The organism is Roseivivax sp. GX 12232 (genome assembly GCF_021272185.1).
In the GTDB taxonomy this organism is placed as follows: domain Bacteria; phylum Pseudomonadota; class Alphaproteobacteria; order Rhodobacterales; family Rhodobacteraceae; genus Roseivivax.
In genome coordinates this window covers 433141-448410 of sequence record NZ_JAJSEC010000002.1, presented here as the reverse complement: position 1 = coordinate 448410, position 15270 = coordinate 433141, and the positions used below count along the sequence as shown (strand labels likewise).

Here is a 15270-nt window from a genome sequence, read left to right as displayed (position 1 = left end):
CTGTGGGTCGTTGGTTGCTGAGGCAGAGACTAGCCATGCCGCGCCGAGCATGTTTGCGTTTTTCGAGGAAATGCGCATAAGGGCGGAAAGGTCATGCGTCTGATTTCTGGAATGCGGTAAGATCATGCTCGACGACACGGATCGGCGCATCCTGCGCCAGTACCAGGCCGCCCCCGAGATGACCGGGCAGGAGCTGGCCGACCGCGCGGGCGTGACCGCCTCGACCCTGGCGCGGCGGCTCGAGCGGATGCGCGCGGCGGGCGTTCTGAAGGGCACGCGCGGGGTGATCGACTGGCACGCCCTGGGCTACGCGGTCGAGGTCAGCCTGCGGGTGACGCTCGACAAGTCCCAGGCCAATGCCTTCGAGGAGTTCGCTGCCGCCGCCCGCGAGGTGCCCGAGGTCTTGGAAATCCAGACCTTCCTCGGCCAGGTCGACGTGCGGCTCGCGGTGATCGCGCGGGATCTGGCGCATTACCAGCAGCTCTACCGCGAGCGGCTGCTGGCGCTGCCGCATATCACCGATCTCGAGGCGCTGATGCATGTCGCCCGGGTGAAATACGACGAGACGCTGCCGCTGTGAGGGGGTGGTGGGGACGAGCTGGGGGCTTGGCTCACGCATTCATTTTGTATGAGGCGCGCCATCTCAACCCGCCCCAAAGGCGCGGGGCGACCAGCCCCGGGCCGCGCCCGACCCTCCCCCCGGGAGGGCGCTTTTTCACCGTCCCGCGTAAACCGACCCTGGCAATGGGGTTGAGAGATAAAGCGCCCGGTGCGCGGCGGTCGCCTGCGCCCACCCAGGGTCGGGCGCGGCCCTCTGTTTCTCGGGCGGCGCGGGATGGCGTCGGGCCGGGACGAAGGTTCCGCCTTAGCCAGACGGATAAGAGCGCCCAGCCTGGCTTCAGCGCCTGCCTATCCACCCTGATCATGGCCGACCCAACCTCTCACATCACGCCCCACCTCGCCACCACGCCAACGCCGCCCGCACCCGAAAGCCCGCCCAACCTCACCACCACCGCAACACCAACCGACACCCGAAAGCCCGCCCCATGATCGACCTCGACGACACCGACCGCGCCATCCTGCGCGCGCTGCAGGACCAGGCGGATCTCTCCGCCGGTGCCCTCGGGCGGCGGCTCGGCCTTTCCCAGCCCGCGGCCTGGCGGCGGATCAAGCGGCTGCGCGAGGCCGGGGCCTTCCGGGGCGCGCGGCTCGATCTCGACGCCGAGAAGCTGGGCTTCGGGGTCACCGTCTTCCTGGGCGTGAAGCTCGGCACCAAGGGGCAGGCCCCGCTGGGGGATTTCGAACGCGCGGTCTCGGCCATCCCCGAGGTGCAGACGGTCGAGCATATCCTCGGGATGTATGACTACCGCCTCCGGGTCGTGGCCCGCGACCTGTCGGACTTCGAACGGGTGCTGCGGCGGCGCATCATGACCCTGCCGGGGGTGGCGAGCCTCGATGCCAATGTCCTGCTTTCCGAAGAGCGACGCCCGGGTCCGATCGGCTGACGCCCGCACCCTTCGCGCGGGCCCGCGCCCTCAGATTGGCTTTGCGCCGCGCGCCGCGAGGCGCTACCCGAACGGGCAAGACCTGCACAGGAGACGAGCTTATGGCATTGCGCGACGACATCGACCCCGAGGGGCTGGACGAGTTCTCGGTGGTCTTCACCGACCGTTCGCTGAACCATATGAGCCAGGGCTTCCAGCAGGTGATGCGCGACATCTCCGAAACCCTGCGCGAGGTCTACAAGGCCCATGCGGTCGCCGTGGTGCCCGGCGGCGGCACCTTCGCCATGGAGGCGGTCGCCCGCCAGTTCGGCCAGGGCGCCGAGACGGTGATCGTGCGCAACGGCTGGTTCTCCTACCGCTGGAGCCAGATCTTCGAGGCCGGCGACTTCGGCGGCGAGACCCATGTGATGAAGGCCCGCCGCACCGGCAACGAGGTGCAATCGCCCTTCGCGCCCGCACCCATCGACGAGGTCCAGGCCAAGATCCGCGAGACCCGGCCCGACCTGGTCTTCGCCCCGCATGTGGAGACCTCGGCGGGGATCATCCTGCCCGACGCCTACCTGAAAGGGCTGGCCGAGGCCGCCCATGAGGTCGGCGCGCTCCTGGTCCTGGACTGCATCGCCTCGGGCTGCGCCTGGGTCGACATGGCGGCGACCGGCGTCGACGTGCTGATCTCGGCGCCGCAGAAGGGCTGGTCGGCGACCCCCTCGGCGGGGCTGGTGATGCTCTCCGAACGCGCCGCGGCGCGGATGGAGGAGACCACGGCCGACACATTCGCGGTCGATCTGAAGAAATGGCGCGCGATCATGGCGGCCTACGAGGGCGGCGGCCATGCCTATCACGCCACCATGCCCACCGACGGGCTGCGCGGCTTCCGCGACGCCATGCTGGAGACCCGCGAGCACGGTCTCGACCGGCTGAAGGAGGCGCAGTTCGAGCTGGGCCGCCGGGTGCGCGAGAGCCTCGCCGCGCGCGGCATCGCCTCGGTCGCCGCCGAGGGTTACGGCGCGCCGGGGGTGGTGGTCAGCTACACCTCCGATCCCGAGGTGCAATCGGGCCGGGCCTTCGCCAAGAACGGCACCCAGATCGCAGCCGGCGTGCCGCTGGCCTGCGACGAGCCCGAGGGCTTCGCGACCTTCCGGCTGGGGCTCTTCGGGCTCGACAAGCTCTATGACGTCGACGCCACGGTGGCTCGGCTCGACAAGGCGCTGGACGCGGCGCTCTGAGATCGGGGCAGGGCGCGCGGGCAGGGGCTGTCCGCGCGCTTTGGTTTTGCAATGAAGGCGGGCTTTGGCGCGCCGTCGGTGCCCGATCCCGCGCCGGGCCGCTTCGGGGCGGGCGCAAGACCTTGAGCGCGTCCGGTTCGTAAGTCACGCCCCATCTTTCTAGGAAAAGCGCGGCTGACCACGCATCCAGCGCAGGCCGCTCGCTGCGCACCGCGCCTGCCGCCCATCCCCCCACAGCGATAACACGCGCCCCGCGCGCCTTGCCGGTTGCCATGGCCCCTTCCTCCTGTTGTGATCGGAAGGAACAGTATTGACCGACGGCGGAACGGTCGGCACCGGTGGCACGCCCCATGGCAAAAGGTCTAATATCGGGGCCGCCGCACGATGCCTAACCTCGCCGCAAAAGGAGAGGACATTCCATGCAGATGAGCGATTCCCGCGAGGTGGATGCACCGCGCGAGGTGGTCTGGGCGGCAATCCTTAACCCCGAGGTGCTGAAGGAATGCGTGCCCGGCTGCACCGAGATGACCGGCACCCCGGAAGACGGCTTCCAGGCCACCGTGGTGCAGAAGGTCGGCCCGGTGAAAGCCACCTTCAAGGGAAACGTCGTCGTCTCCGAGCGCGACGAGCCCAACTCGCTGAAGCTCAGCGGCGAGGGCAAGGGCGGCGCCGCGGGTTTCGCCAAGGGCGGCGCGACGGTCCGCCTGGAGGAAAACGGCGCGGGCACGCTTCTGCATTACGACGTCGAGGCCAATGTCGGCGGCAAGCTCGCCCAGCTCGGCTCGCGCATCATCGACGGCTTCGCCAAGAAGATGGCCGACCAGTTCTTCACCCGCCTGCAGGAGGCCATCGAGGGCCCGCAGGACCCCGAGGAGGCCGCCGAGACCGAGGCCACCCCGGGCGACAAGAAGAAGGGCTGGTTCAAGCGCCTCGTCACCTGAGCCGCGGGCGGGCCCGCCCGCCCCGGACACCGGACCCTCCGGGCGCGCATCCGGAGGACAGACCATAAGGACATGAAGGTCCAAGGGAGGATTGAATGACCAAAGTATCCATGACCGTGAACGGCAAATCCGTCTCGGGCGAGGTCGAGGGCCGCACCCTGCTGGTGCAGTTCCTGCGCGAGAACCTGCGCCTGACCGGCACCCATGTGGGCTGCGACACCTCGCAGTGCGGCGCCTGCGTGGTGCATGTCGACGGCGAGGCGGTGAAGGCCTGCACGATGTTCGCCGGCGAGGCCGAGGGCGCCCAGGTCACAACCATCGAGGGCATGGCCAATGCCGACGGCTCGCTGAACACCATCCAGCAGGCCTTCCAGGATCACCACGGGCTGCAATGCGGCTTCTGCACCCCGGGCATGGTGATGTCGGCGGCGGCGCTTCTGAAGGAGAACCCGCAGCCCTCCGAGGCCGAGGTGCGCGACTACCTCGAAGGCAACATCTGCCGCTGCACCGGCTACCACAACATCGTCAAGGCGATCATGGCCGCCAGCGGCCAGGACGTGGGCAAGATCGCCGCCGAATGACGCCGCGCGGGCGGGGGAGGAGCCCCGCGCGCGTCCCAGATCGCGACAAGGCGGGCGCGACCCGCCGATCCAAGGGAGGATTGGAGACATGCCGAAGGACAATGGCATCGGAGCCAGCACGAAGCGCCGCGAGGACGTGCGCTTCCTGACGGGCGCCGGCAATTACACCGACGACGTGAACGTATACGGCCAGGCCTATGTGCATTTCCTGCGCTCCGACGTGGCGCATGGCCGGATCAGCAAGATCGACACATCCGCCGCCGAGGCCATGCCCGGCGTGGTGCGGATCTTCACCGGCAAGGACTTCGAAGGCATCGGCGGGCTGCCCTGCGGCTGGCAGGTGACCGACCGCCACGGCGCGGCCATGAAGGAGCCGGGCCACCCGGTCCTGGCCCAGGGCAAGGTGCGCCATGTCGGTGATCCGATCGCCGCGGTGGTGGCCGAGAGCCTCGCCGAGGCGCGCGACGCCGCCGAGGCCATCGAGGTCGAGATCGAGGATCTGCCCGCGGTCGTCGACATGAAGGCGGCGCTCGAGAGCGGCGCGGCCAAGGTGCACGACGATCTCGACGACAACCTCTGCTACGACTGGGGCTTCGTCGAGGAGAACAAGGAGGCCGTCGACAAGGCGATCTCCGAGGCGGCGCATGTCACCACGCTGGAGCTGAAGAACAACCGGCTCGTGGCCAACCCGATGGAGCCCCGCGTGGCCGTCGGCGACTACAGCGCGGCGAACGACGAATCGACGCTCTTCACCACCAGCCAGAACCCGCATGTGATCCGGCTCCTGATGGGCGCCTTCGTCCTCGGCATCCCCGAGCACAAGCTGCGTGTGGTGGCCCCGGACGTGGGCGGCGGCTTCGGCACCAAGATTTTCCACTACGCCGAGGAAGCCTTCTGCACCTTCGCCGCCCGGCAGCTCAAGCGCGCGGTGAAATGGACCTCGACCCGCTCCGAGGCCTTCATGTCCGACGCCCATGGCCGCGACCATGTGACGAAGATCGAACTGGCGCTCGACGCGGATAACAACTTCACCGCGATCCGCACCGAGACCTATGCCAACATGGGCGCCTATCTGTCGACCTTCGCGCCCTCGGTGCCGACCTGGCTGCACGGCACGCTGATGGCGGGCAACTACAAGACGCCGCTGATCTACGTGAACGTGAAGGCGGTCTTTACCAACACCGTGCCGGTCGATGCCTACCGCGGCGCGGGCCGGCCCGAGGCGACCTACCAGCTCGAACGAGTGATCGACAAAGCCGCCCGCGAGCTGGGCGTCGATCCGATCGCACTCCGGCGGCAGAACTTCATCACCGAGTTTCCCTATGCCACGCCGGTCGCGGTGGAATACGACACCGGCGACTATCCCGCCACGATGGACAAGCTCGAGGAGATCGCGGACATCAAGGGCTTCGCCGCCCGCCGCGCCGAGAGCGAGAAGCGCGGCAAGCTGCGCGGGCTCGGGGTGAACTGCTACATCGAGGCCTGCGGCATCGCGCCTTCGAACCTGGTGGGCCAGCTCGGCGCCCGGGCGGGGCTCTATGACGCCGCGACCGTGCGGGTGAACGCCACCGGCTCGATCAGCGTCATGGTCGGCGCACACAGCCACGGGCAGGGGCACGAGACCTCCTTCCCGCAGGTGGTCGCCGAGATGCTGGGAATCGACGAGAGCATGGTCGACATCGTGCATGGCGACAGCTCGAAGATCCCCTTCGGCATGGGCACCTACGGCTCGCGCTCGATCGCGGTCTGCGGCTCGGCCATGGTCCGGGCGACCGAGAAGATCATCAACAAGGCCAAGAAGATCGCCGCCCATCTGCTCGAGGCCTCCGAGGCCGACATCGAGCTGAAGGACGGCCAGTTCTCGGTCGCGGGCACCGACAAGTCGGTCGCCTGGGGGGATGTGACGCTGGCCGCCTATGTGCCGCACAACTACCCGCTCGAGGACATCGAGCCGGGCCTCGAGGAGACCGCCTTCTACGATCCGGCGAACTTCACCTATCCCTCGGGCGCCTATGCCTGCGAGGTGGAGCTTGATCCCGAGACCGGCAAGGTCACCATCGAGCGCTTCGCCGCGGCGGATGACTTCGGCAATATCATCAACCCGATGATCGTCTCGGGGCAGGTGCACGGCGGGCTCGCGCAGGGTATCGGGCAGGCGCTGCTCGAGGATTGCGCCTACGACGAGACCGGGCAGCTGATCTCGGCCTCCTACATGGACTACGCCATGCCGCGCGCCGATGACGTGCCCTTCTACGCGGTGGACCACTCCTGCCAGACGCCCTGCACGCACAACCCGCTGGGGGTGAAGGGCTGCGGCGAGGCCGGGGCCATCGGCTCGCCGCCCTCGGTGATCAACGCGGTGATCGACGCGCTGCACTCGGGCGGGCACAGCCATGTGACGCATATCGACATGCCGGCCTCGCCCTCGCGGGTCTGGGCGGCGATGCACGGATGAGCGGCTGCCGCCCCGGCCTTTGCGCCGGGGCGGTGTGTCTGGGAATTTCGCAAGGGCCCGCCGATCCGTCGGTCGCGGTCCGGGAGGACTGAAGATGTACAATTTCGAACTGGTCACCCCCAGCTCCGTCGACGAGGCGGTCGCGGCGCTCGGGGAAGAGGACGCCCAGCCGCTCGGCGGCGGGCAGACGCTGATCCCGACGCTGAAACAGCGGCTCGCCATGCCGACCAAGCTGGTGAGCCTGTCGCGGATCGAGGCGCTGAAGGGCGTGAAGTCCGAGGGCGGCGCGCTGTTGATCGGCGGCGCCACCACGCATGGCACCGTCGCGCGCGAGGCCGCGGGGCAGTTCCCGGGGCTCGCCGATCTTGCCGCCCATATCGGCGATCCGGCGGTGCGGAACCGCGGCACCATCGGCGGCAGCCTCGCCAACAACGACCCCTCGGCCTGCTACCCGGCCGCGGCACTTGGCACCGGGGCGACCATCGTGACCAACAGCCGCGAGATCGCCGCCGACGACTACTTCCAGGGCATGTTCGCCACCGCTCTGGAAGAGGGCGAGATCATCACCGAGGTCCGCCTGCCGATCCCGGAGACGTCGAACTACCAGAAGTTCGAGCAGCCGGCCTCGCGCTTCGCGCTGGTCGGGGTGTTTGTCGCGAAATACGCCGACGGCGTGCGGGTGGCGGTCACCGGGGCCTCGAACGACGGCGTCTTCCGCTGGTCCGAGGCCGAGGCGGCGCTGGCATCGAATTTCGCCGCCGATGCGGTCGAGGGTCTTTCCGCGCCGGACGGTTCGGGCATGATCTCGGACCTGCACGGCTCGGGATCCTATCGCGCGCATCTGGTGAAAGTGCTGACAAAACGGGCGGTTGCGGCCGCATCCTGAGGCACTGCCTGAACCGAGAAGACCCCCGCCGGACCCCGCGCCGGCGGGGGTTTCCTTTGGCAGCCCAAGCCCCATTGCCCCCGCCGGCCGATCGCGCCAGTCTGCCGCCCAAGCAGCCGCAGAAAGACGAGACCCGCGCCCCATGGACTACCTGTTCGACCCCCGCCCGCAGCCCAGCCTGCCCGTCAGAGGCGCGGCCGCGCGCTTCCCCGTGGGCCGCATCTTCTGCGTCGGGCGCAACTACGCCGCCCATGCCGCCGAGATGGGCAATGAGGTCGACCGCGAGGCGCCTTTCTACTTCACCAAGTCCGCGCATCACCTGGTCGGCCCGGGCAGCCACCCGGTGCCGCCGCGCACCGGGGATTATCACCACGAGGTCGAGTTCGTCCTGGCGCTTGGGCGCGCGGTGGACCCCGCCGATCCCATGGCATCGGTCCTGGGTTACGCCGTCGGGCTCGACATGACCCGCCGCGACCTGCAGGCGGCGGCCAAGGCCAAGGGCCGGCCCTGGTCCACCGCCAAGGACGTGGAGGCCAGCGCCGTGATCGGCCCGCTGACCCGCGCGGAGGACTTCGGCGCATTGGCCGACCAGCGGCTGACGCTCTCCGTGAACGGGACGCTCCGGCAGGAGGGGCGGCTCTCCGAGATGGTCTGGTCGGTGCCCGAGGTCCTCGCTGACCTGGCCACGCTCTACACACTTGCCCCCGGCGACCTGGTGATGACCGGCACGCCCTCGGGCGTCGGGCCGGTGGGGCGCGGCGATGTGCTGGAGGGCACCTGCGAGGGGCTCGACCCGGTGGCGCTGACGCTGACCTGAGGCCCGCCAAAAGGCATGTCGGGGCAGGGCGCCCGGCACCCCTTGGGCCAAAAACCCACACAACGCAGGAATGATCTGGCCCAGGTTGATCGGTCACCGGCGCCATGACACTTTAAAGTGCGGGTGGCGCTGCGAAGGGTTGCGCGCATAGTCAGGACCAAGCGCGGAACCTCGATTGCCCAGCAATGCCAAAAGCCCCGCCGCAGGCTATGCCTGGCCCCCCAAGGGGCAGGTGCCGCCCTACCTGAGGCTGACCCGCGCGGGCCCCGGCGTCAGCTTCGCGGGGCTCGCGGAATGCACCCTGGGCCGCCCGCTCCACAACCCCGCGACGGGTCAGGACGAGGGCGTCTTCGCCCGCTGGGCCTGGGACGGCAGCCAGCTCACCGCCGAGGTCGACCCGCTGGGGTTCTTCAGCCTTTTCGTCTGGCACGACGGGGAGAGCGTGATGATCTCGCCCTCGGTCCTGCAGCTGATCGCCCAGGGCGCCGATCCGACGCCCGACGCGCGGGCGCTGTCGGTCTTCTACCGGATGGGCATGTTCATCAACGAGGACACGCCCTTCGCCGCGATCAAGGTGCTGCCGCCGGGCGGGCGGCTGACCTGGTCCGAAGGGCGGCTCTCGATCACCCGGCAAGACATGCCCATCGCAGAGCAGAGCCTCACCCGCGACGCCGCGGTCGAGGGGATCATCGACCTGACCCGCGCCTCGCTGCGGAACATATCCGAGGCGGGCCCCGAGAAGCTTGTCCTGCCGCTCAGCGGCGGGCGCGACTCGCGGCACATCCTGCTGGGGCTCGACCACCTGGGCGCCCGGCCCGAGCGCTGCGTGACCTACCAGCACTGCGGCGCGGAGCTGAACAGCGAGGCCCGCGCGGCCCGGGCGATCTGCGAACGGCTGGGCGTCCGCCACGAGGTGCTGGGCCAGCCGCGCCCGATGACCGGGGACATCCTGCGCAGCCTGACGCTCACCAGCCTCTGTTCGGACGAACACGCGCAGATGCTGCCGATGCACGACTACCTGGCCCGGCAGTCCGGCGCGGCGCTCGACGGGATCGGCGGGGACATCCTGACCAACCCCGACAGCTCCGCCGCCGAGCAATACGCCCGCGCCCAGCGGGGCGATTACGCCGGCATCGCGCGCGCCATGATGGCGGGTCACGCGAAGGTCCTGCGCCGGCCCGGCAGCGCGGAGGGGCCGGGCGAGGTCTACGCGGGACTGCCCGAGGAAGAGACCGTCGCCTATGTCGCCGAGGCCATCGCGCGGTTCCGCGACGCGCCCGACCCCTACCAGTGCTTCTGGTTCTGGCACCGGACCCGGCGCGAGATCGGTTTTGTCTCCTCGGCGCTTTTTGCCAGCGGCAAGGGCGTCTTCTGCCCCTATCTCGACACCCGCTTCGTGCAGTTCTGCCTGACCCTGCCCTGGGCGGTGACGCAGGACCGGATGCTGCATGACGACGCGCTGGCGCGCGGCTACCCGGAGACCCGCGACGTGGCCTTCGGCGATTCCTTCGCGCCCGCCGCCGCCGCCCGGGCGACGCTTTCCGCGCGGATGCGGAAGGTCAGCATGGGGCTCGGCACGCTGCGGGCCCTGCAGCCGGAGAAGCCGCTGGCCGAGGGGCGGCAGTTCCTTCTGGGCTCGCCCGCGCTCCGCCGTCAGCCGGGCGAGGTCTACCAGTTCCACAACCTCGCCGTGACCGGCATGGACGCGGGCCTCGCACAACGGCTGCTCGACCGGGCCGCCGGGCTTTACGCTTCGGCCCCGCAGGCGCTGGTCTCGGATGTCTTCGATCCCCGGGAGGCGGCATGAAGCTCAACCCCCTGAGGCTCCTCGCCGGGCGCACCGCGCAATACATGCACCAGAAACGCCGCTCCGCCCGGGCGCGCTTCCACAGCCGCGCCTTCAGCCGCACGACCGAGCGGCGGGTGCTGCTGCTGACCCTCGACGAGCGCATCCCGCAAAGCCAGGTGCATCCGTTCCACCACTACGCCCGCGCCATCCGCGACGGGCATGACGCCGAGGTCCGCGAGGTCACCACCGCGGCCTATCTCGAGGGCCACTGGCCGGGGCTCGATGGCGCGACAACCGTCTGTTTACAGACGAATTTCGACGTCTCAGAGGCAGAGCTGCAGCGCCTTCTCGACACCATCCGCGCCCGCAACCCCGAGGCGCAGCTCGTCTACCTCGACTGGTTCGCGCCGACCGACCTGCGGCTGGCGGAGCGGCTCTCCGACAATGTCGCGCTTTACGTCAAGAAACACGTCTTCGCGGACCTGTCGCGCTACGGCGAGGTGACGCTGGGCGACACGAACCTGACCGACTATTACGCGCGCCGCTTCGGGCTCGAGATGCCCGAGACCCGCTTTGCCGTGCCGCCGGGGTTCCACGACAAGCTCCTGGTCGGGCCGTCCTTCGCCACGGCGGATTTCATGATCGGCACCTTCGCGGGCCCTGCGCCTCTGGGCGGGGCCGACCGTCCGATCGACATTCATGCGCGTTTGGCCGTAAAGGGCACCGACTGGTACCAGAGCATGCGCGCGGAAAGCGTGGCGGCGGTCACGGCGCTCGAGGACGTGCAGAGCCTGACCGAGACCGGCGTCGGGCAGGTGCAATACCTGCGCGAGCTGCAGCATGCGAAGCTCTGTTTCAGCCCCTTCGGCTACGGCGAGGTCTGCTGGCGCGACTTCGAGGCCGTGGCCAATGGCGCGGTGCTCCTGAAGCCCGACATGTCCCATATCCGGACCGAGCCCGATATTTTCCGGCCCTGCGAGACCTATATGCCGCTCGCCTGGGACCTGAGCGACTTCGAGGAGAAGGTGAGGTGGCTTCTTGCCGATGAACCCCTGCGCGCGCGGCTCGCGCGAAACGCCTTCGCGGTGCTGCATGACTACGTCGCCAAGGGGCGCTTCGTGCAGCAACTGGCGCCGGTGTTTCGGTGAGTGGTGGGTGCGGTTGAGGGCCGTCCGCGACGCGTGGTTGTTTGGCTGCAGCAATGGCTCTGCTCGCCTGAAAATCTGCAAGGGGGGCTCGATCACACCCTGCTTTCGAGCAGCCAGCGTCACGCGCCTGCTGTCTCCTTGATGGCCTCGGGCAGCGATGCGCTGCCCGAAGCCGGGCTCACTCAGCCGGAACAGCGGCACCAGCACCCGTGTCGAGGCGTCCGGCAAGGCGCGTGAGCACGATCCCCGCGGCGACCACGGCCGCTCCGACGAAGGGCGTCGCGGCGAGGCCGATCTGCTCGACCACCTGGCCGCCGCCCCAGCTTCCGAGCGCGATGCCGAGGTTGAAGGCGCCGATGTTCAGACCGGAGGCAACGACAACCGCGTCGGGGGCGACCTGGCGGGCCGTCGCGACCGTGTAAGCCTGCAGCGGAGGCACATTGGCGAAGGCGAACCCGCCCCAGAGCGCGACCACCGCAATCGCGCCGACGGTCGAGCTTAGCGCCAGGCCGAGCGCGGCCAGCAGCACGGCGAGGCCCGAAAAGATCAGCGTCAGCGCCGGGATCGGACCGGCCCGGTCGGCGAGCCTGCTGCCTAGGATATTGCCGGCCGCGACGGAGGCGCCATAAAGCAGGATCACGACGCTCACCGCGCCGGCCGAGAGGCCCGTCACGTCTGTGAGCATCGGCGCGAGATAGGTGAAGGCGATGAAGTTGCCGCCATAGCCCACGGCCGTGATCAGGTAGACGAGCAGAAGCCGCGGCGACGTCAGCACCCGGGCCTGAGCGGCAAGGCTCGCCGGAGCAGGGCGGCTGAGGGTCGACGGCACCAGCAGGGCACTGGCGATCAGGCCGATGAGACCGAGGGCGACGACGCCGAGGAAGGTCGCCTGCCAACCGAAGCTCTGGCCGATCCAGGTGCCGAGCGGCACCCCGGTCACCAGCGCCAGGGTCAGGCCGAGGAAGACCGTCGCAATCGCCGAGTTCTCCTTGTCGCGGTCCACCAGGTCGGTGGCGATCGTCGAGGCGATGGCGAAGAAGACGCCATGGGCGAGCCCAGTGATGAAACGCGCCGCGATCAGGCTGCCATAGCCTGGCGCAAAGGCGGCGAAGGCATTTCCGGCGATCAACAGCGCGAGCAGTGACAGCAGCAGCGTCTTGCGCGGCATGCGGCCTGCAAGCGCGGTCAGCACCGGCGCGCCGATGGTGACGCCGAGCGCGTAGAGGCTGACCAGCAAGCCCGCATTCGGCAGCGAAACGCCGAGATCTGCGGCGATGGTCGGGATCAAGCCGACGATGACGAACTCGGTCGTCCCGACGGCGAAGGCGCTGATGGTCAGCGCCCAGAGCGCGAGTGGCATGACGTGGTCTCCTTGGTGTCGCATTGAGGGTCGACGCCGGAGATGGCAGGTCATAGCCTTTGCGGGAATGAACGACTTCGGAACGGTCCTTTGCGTCAGATGCACGAAATACCGCAAACCCGCGACCTGGCGGCCTTCGTCTCGGTGGTCGAAGATGGCGGATTCGCCGAGGCCGGGCGTCGTCTCGGCGTCGCGCCCTCGACGCTCAGCCGGACGGTGAGCCGGCTCGAGGCGCAACTCGGCGTGACGCTGTTGCGCCGCACGACGCGGTCGATCGAGATGACGCCCGAGGGCCGCGACCTTCTGGAGGCGGCGCGCGGCATTCTCGCCCGGACCGAGGCCCTGGCAGATCTGTCCCTGGGCAACCGCCGCGCCCGAGGGCTCCTTCGGATCAACGCGCCGGTGCCCTTCGTCCTGCACAGGCTGGCACCGCGGCTGGCAGAGTTTCACGCGGCCTATCCGGAGGTGCAGCTCTCCCTCGACATGACTGACAGCCTCGTCGACCTGATCGGCGCGCATGCCGACGTCGCGATCCGCTTCGGGCCGCTGCCTGACAGTGACATGCTGCATCGGCGGCTGGGCCGCACGCCATGGAAGCTGGTGGCCGCGCCGGGCTATCTCGACGCTCGCGGCTGGCCCGCCACCCCCGCCGAGCTCGCGGGTTTGGAACAGGTGCGCTTCGCCGCCCCCGACCACATCAACACGTTGCGCTTCCGCGGCCTGGCCGAGCCCCTGCGCCTGCCTGCCGCGGTGACCGCGGGCAATGGCGAGGCGGTGCGGCGGCTTGTCCTCGGCGGCCTCGGCATCGCGCGGTTCTCCGAGTTCATGGTGGCAGAGGACCTTGCGGCCGGTCGGCTGGTAGAGCTCTTCCCGGGGCAGCTTGATGCCGAACCACTGGAGATCAGCGCGCTTTATCTGACCCGCACCTCTGGTCTGCGCCGTCTGGCGGTTTTCCTCGACTGGTTGGGAGACATCCTCTCCGAAGGAGAATAAGGGGCGGGCATGCGAGCTTCGCTGCTGTCCGGGCGAAGGCCCACTCAGCGGATGACCCGTTTCCGGGGGGGCACGTGGACTGACTGTCCGTTTCGCGCGGAAAAGCGGTTGCTTCGGGCGTGCGGCAATTGGGTTTGCCGCGTCAGGTGTCCGTTCGCATTACCGTTTATGCGAGAGCACGTTCAGAACCTTGCCAGTGGGATCGGCAACGAAGAACCGACGCACGCCCCACGGCTCATCCGTCATGGTATATGTAATTTCGCAGCCCATTGCCGTCGCTCGATCATAAACCGTATCCACGTCGTCGACTTCGATGGACAGGTCGGGAACCGGCGTCCCCGAGCCGCCGTCGCTCATCAGGCTGACCTGTGCGGTTGCACGTTTCTCGGAACCAAGTGTGATTATCCACCCGAGGTCCATCAGACATTCGAGACCGAACAGGTCAGTATAGAACGTCTGCACCTCGCTCGGAGCCTCTGCCGCGATATTCGCAACAATACGCAGCACCGTCATATGATCACCTTCCAAACTACCATTTGATCTTAAAGCGCGGCGGTGACGATGAAAACCCGATGATAAAGGGCGCGCTCATGGCACTCCGCGAAATCTGGCATTCATTTGCTCCGCAGTATTCGGCGAAGCGGGCTTGATCTGCACCTTCGCTGCGTCGGTCAGCAAATTCGGCCAAGGGCCGCAAACCACGGCGCGCCTCGCTGTGGGCATCGCCCTCGCTCGCTGCGGCTCCGCATCTCCGCTGCGAGGGCCGAGCGCACTTTGACCGCTCAGCGCATAAGATGTCATGATGTCGAGGGGAGGAGTCGGGGTGGAGACATCACAAAGAGACCGTCCGCGCAAGGAATTGCAGGCTGCGGAAATTGGGGCTGTCGCGCATCTCTACCGCGCCGAAGTGTATCGGTCGACGATTTGGCGGACACGGCTGGACACCACGACGAACTGGGCGGTGGTGACTTTGGGGATCGCTTTGTCGATCACCTACGCTGCCCCTGCGGCCTCGGCATTGCCTTTGGTTCTTGTGGGCGTGCTGTTGCTTTTCTTTCTGGTTCTCGAAGCGCGCCGCTATCGGTTTTTCAACGTCTGGCGCGCGCGCTGCCGTTGGATGGAAACACATTTTTACGCGCCGATGCTGCACGATGGCGACCTTCATCTTGAAGAGAATTGGCAAAAGACACTGGCCGAGGACTATTGGCGGCCGGAATACCATGTCAGCTTGATGGTCGCGATCGGCCGACGGGTTCGGAGCACATACTTGTGGATTCTGCTCATCCAGGGCCTTGCCTATTTGGGGAAAATTGTCGTTCACCCCGCACCTGCCGAGTCAGTCGACCAGATTTTCGCACGAGCCAGCGTGGGCCCGGTGCCCGGTGCGGTCATGGTAACGCTTGGTGTTCTTTACGTGCTCGCCGCAGTCAGTATGGCGATCTGGAGCTACGAACACGACCGCAAACGCGCCATACATCGCGGCGGTGGTCGTGAAAGCAGTATGGGATGAGGGTGCTCCGCTTGCTCATTTCGCGGGAAGCTCCGTAAATATAGCAATTTTTGGCACTA

14 protein-coding genes are annotated in these 15270 nt (G+C 68.1%); 12 read left to right on the top strand and 2 right to left on the bottom strand.

What is annotated here, in order from left to right; genetic code table 11:
• Window positions 1-124: 124 nt before the first annotated feature.
• The 10 genes from LR948_RS06055 to LR948_RS06010 all read left to right on the top strand — a co-directional run bounded on the left by LR948_RS06055 (window position 125) and on the right by LR948_RS06010 (window position 11348).
• On the top strand, window positions 125-580 hold the full coding sequence (locus LR948_RS06055) for an Lrp/AsnC family transcriptional regulator (RefSeq protein WP_232753081.1): 456 nt from the start codon (window positions 125-127) through the stop codon (window positions 578-580).
• A gap of 466 nt (window positions 581-1046) precedes the next feature.
• On the top strand, window positions 1047-1505 hold the full coding sequence (locus tag LR948_RS06050; RefSeq protein WP_232753080.1) for an Lrp/AsnC family transcriptional regulator: 459 nt from the start codon (window positions 1047-1049) through the stop codon (window positions 1503-1505).
• A 101-nt stretch (window positions 1506-1606) separates the two neighbouring features.
• Window positions 1607-2731, top strand: coding sequence for an aminotransferase class V-fold PLP-dependent enzyme (locus LR948_RS06045; protein WP_232753079.1), 1125 nt, complete (start codon window positions 1607-1609; stop codon window positions 2729-2731).
• A gap of 419 nt (window positions 2732-3150) precedes the next feature.
• The gene (locus LR948_RS06040) at window positions 3151-3672 is read left to right on the top strand and encodes a CoxG family protein (RefSeq protein WP_232753078.1); all 522 of its coding nucleotides are present in this window, start codon (window positions 3151-3153) and stop codon (window positions 3670-3672) included.
• A gap of 95 nt (window positions 3673-3767) precedes the next feature.
• Window positions 3768-4253 carry a (2Fe-2S)-binding protein gene (locus tag LR948_RS06035; protein ID WP_232753077.1) on the top strand — a complete coding sequence of 162 codons (486 nt, stop codon included), beginning with the start codon at window positions 3768-3770 and terminating at the stop codon, window positions 4251-4253.
• An 88-nt stretch (window positions 4254-4341) separates the two neighbouring features.
• On the top strand, window positions 4342-6708 hold the full coding sequence (locus tag LR948_RS06030; protein ID WP_232753076.1) for a xanthine dehydrogenase family protein molybdopterin-binding subunit: 2367 nt from the start codon (window positions 4342-4344) through the stop codon (window positions 6706-6708).
• A 94-nt stretch (window positions 6709-6802) separates the two neighbouring features.
• Entirely contained in the window at window positions 6803-7594 is a 792-nt protein-coding gene (locus tag LR948_RS06025) for a xanthine dehydrogenase family protein subunit M (protein ID WP_232753075.1), read from the top strand.
• 142 nt (window positions 7595-7736) lie between these two features.
• Window positions 7737-8411: a fumarylacetoacetate hydrolase family protein gene (locus LR948_RS06020; RefSeq protein WP_232753074.1), complete on the top strand. Its 675-nt coding sequence runs from the start codon at window positions 7737-7739 to the stop codon at window positions 8409-8411.
• Window positions 8412-8586: 175 nt separating this feature from the next.
• A complete protein-coding gene (locus LR948_RS06015) occupies window positions 8587-10218 on the top strand; it encodes an asparagine synthase C-terminal domain-containing protein (RefSeq protein WP_232753073.1) in 1632 nt (543 codons plus the stop codon).
• The gene (locus tag LR948_RS06010) at window positions 10215-11348 is read left to right on the top strand and encodes a glycosyltransferase (protein ID WP_232753072.1); all 1134 of its coding nucleotides are present in this window, start codon (window positions 10215-10217) and stop codon (window positions 11346-11348) included. The genes LR948_RS06015 and LR948_RS06010 overlap by 4 nt, the downstream gene beginning before the upstream one ends.
• Before the next feature lie 178 nt (window positions 11349-11526).
• Here the strand turns inward: LR948_RS06010 and LR948_RS06005 are convergent, their stop codons facing one another.
• Window positions 11527-12708 carry an MFS transporter gene (locus LR948_RS06005; RefSeq protein WP_232753071.1) on the bottom strand — a complete coding sequence of 394 codons (1182 nt, stop codon included), beginning with the start codon at window positions 12706-12708 and terminating at the stop codon, window positions 11527-11529.
• A gap of 99 nt (window positions 12709-12807) precedes the next feature.
• On the opposite strand from LR948_RS06005, the gene LR948_RS06000 reads away from it, so the two are divergent.
• The gene (locus LR948_RS06000; RefSeq protein ID WP_232753070.1) at window positions 12808-13701 is read left to right on the top strand and encodes a LysR family transcriptional regulator; all 894 of its coding nucleotides are present in this window, start codon (window positions 12808-12810) and stop codon (window positions 13699-13701) included.
• A gap of 159 nt (window positions 13702-13860) precedes the next feature.
• On the opposite strand, the gene LR948_RS05995 is transcribed toward LR948_RS06000, so the two are convergent.
• Window positions 13861-14214, bottom strand: coding sequence for a VOC family protein (locus LR948_RS05995; RefSeq protein WP_232753069.1), 354 nt, complete (start codon window positions 14212-14214; stop codon window positions 13861-13863).
• 286 nt (window positions 14215-14500) lie between these two features.
• On the opposite strand from LR948_RS05995, the gene LR948_RS05990 reads away from it, so the two are divergent.
• Window positions 14501-15211: a DUF2270 domain-containing protein gene (locus tag LR948_RS05990; RefSeq protein WP_370634877.1), complete on the top strand. Its 711-nt coding sequence runs from the start codon at window positions 14501-14503 to the stop codon at window positions 15209-15211.
• The last annotated feature ends 59 nt before the right edge of the window (window positions 15212-15270 follow it).

What these genes read in the sequence shown, in the direction of transcription:
- LR948_RS06055 (WP_232753081.1), top strand. Translation starts at nt 125, where the DNA reads ATGCTCGACGACACGGATCGGCGCATCCTGCGCCAGTACCAGGCCGCC.
- LR948_RS06050 (WP_232753080.1), top strand. Translation starts at nt 1,047, where the DNA reads ATGATCGACCTCGACGACACCGACCGCGCCATCCTGCGCGCGCTGCAG.
- LR948_RS06045 (WP_232753079.1), top strand. Translation starts at nt 1,607, where the DNA reads ATGGCATTGCGCGACGACATCGACCCCGAGGGGCTGGACGAGTTCTCG.
- LR948_RS06040 (WP_232753078.1), top strand. Translation starts at nt 3,151, where the DNA reads ATGCAGATGAGCGATTCCCGCGAGGTGGATGCACCGCGCGAGGTGGTC.
- LR948_RS06035 (WP_232753077.1), top strand. Translation starts at nt 3,768, where the DNA reads ATGACCAAAGTATCCATGACCGTGAACGGCAAATCCGTCTCGGGCGAG.
- LR948_RS06030 (WP_232753076.1), top strand. Translation starts at nt 4,342, where the DNA reads ATGCCGAAGGACAATGGCATCGGAGCCAGCACGAAGCGCCGCGAGGAC.
- LR948_RS06025 (WP_232753075.1), top strand. Translation starts at nt 6,803, where the DNA reads ATGTACAATTTCGAACTGGTCACCCCCAGCTCCGTCGACGAGGCGGTC.
- LR948_RS06020 (WP_232753074.1), top strand. Translation starts at nt 7,737, where the DNA reads ATGGACTACCTGTTCGACCCCCGCCCGCAGCCCAGCCTGCCCGTCAGA.
- LR948_RS06010 (WP_232753072.1), top strand. Translation starts at nt 10,215, where the DNA reads ATGAAGCTCAACCCCCTGAGGCTCCTCGCCGGGCGCACCGCGCAATAC.
- LR948_RS06005 (WP_232753071.1), bottom strand. Translation starts at nt 12,708, where the DNA reads ATGCCACTCGCGCTCTGGGCGCTGACCATCAGCGCCTTCGCCGTCGGG.
- LR948_RS06000 (WP_232753070.1), top strand. Translation starts at nt 12,808, where the DNA reads ATGCACGAAATACCGCAAACCCGCGACCTGGCGGCCTTCGTCTCGGTG.
- LR948_RS05995 (WP_232753069.1), bottom strand. Translation starts at nt 14,214, where the DNA reads ATGACGGTGCTGCGTATTGTTGCGAATATCGCGGCAGAGGCTCCGAGC.
- LR948_RS05990 (WP_370634877.1), top strand. Translation starts at nt 14,501, where the DNA reads ATGATGTCGAGGGGAGGAGTCGGGGTGGAGACATCACAAAGAGACCGT.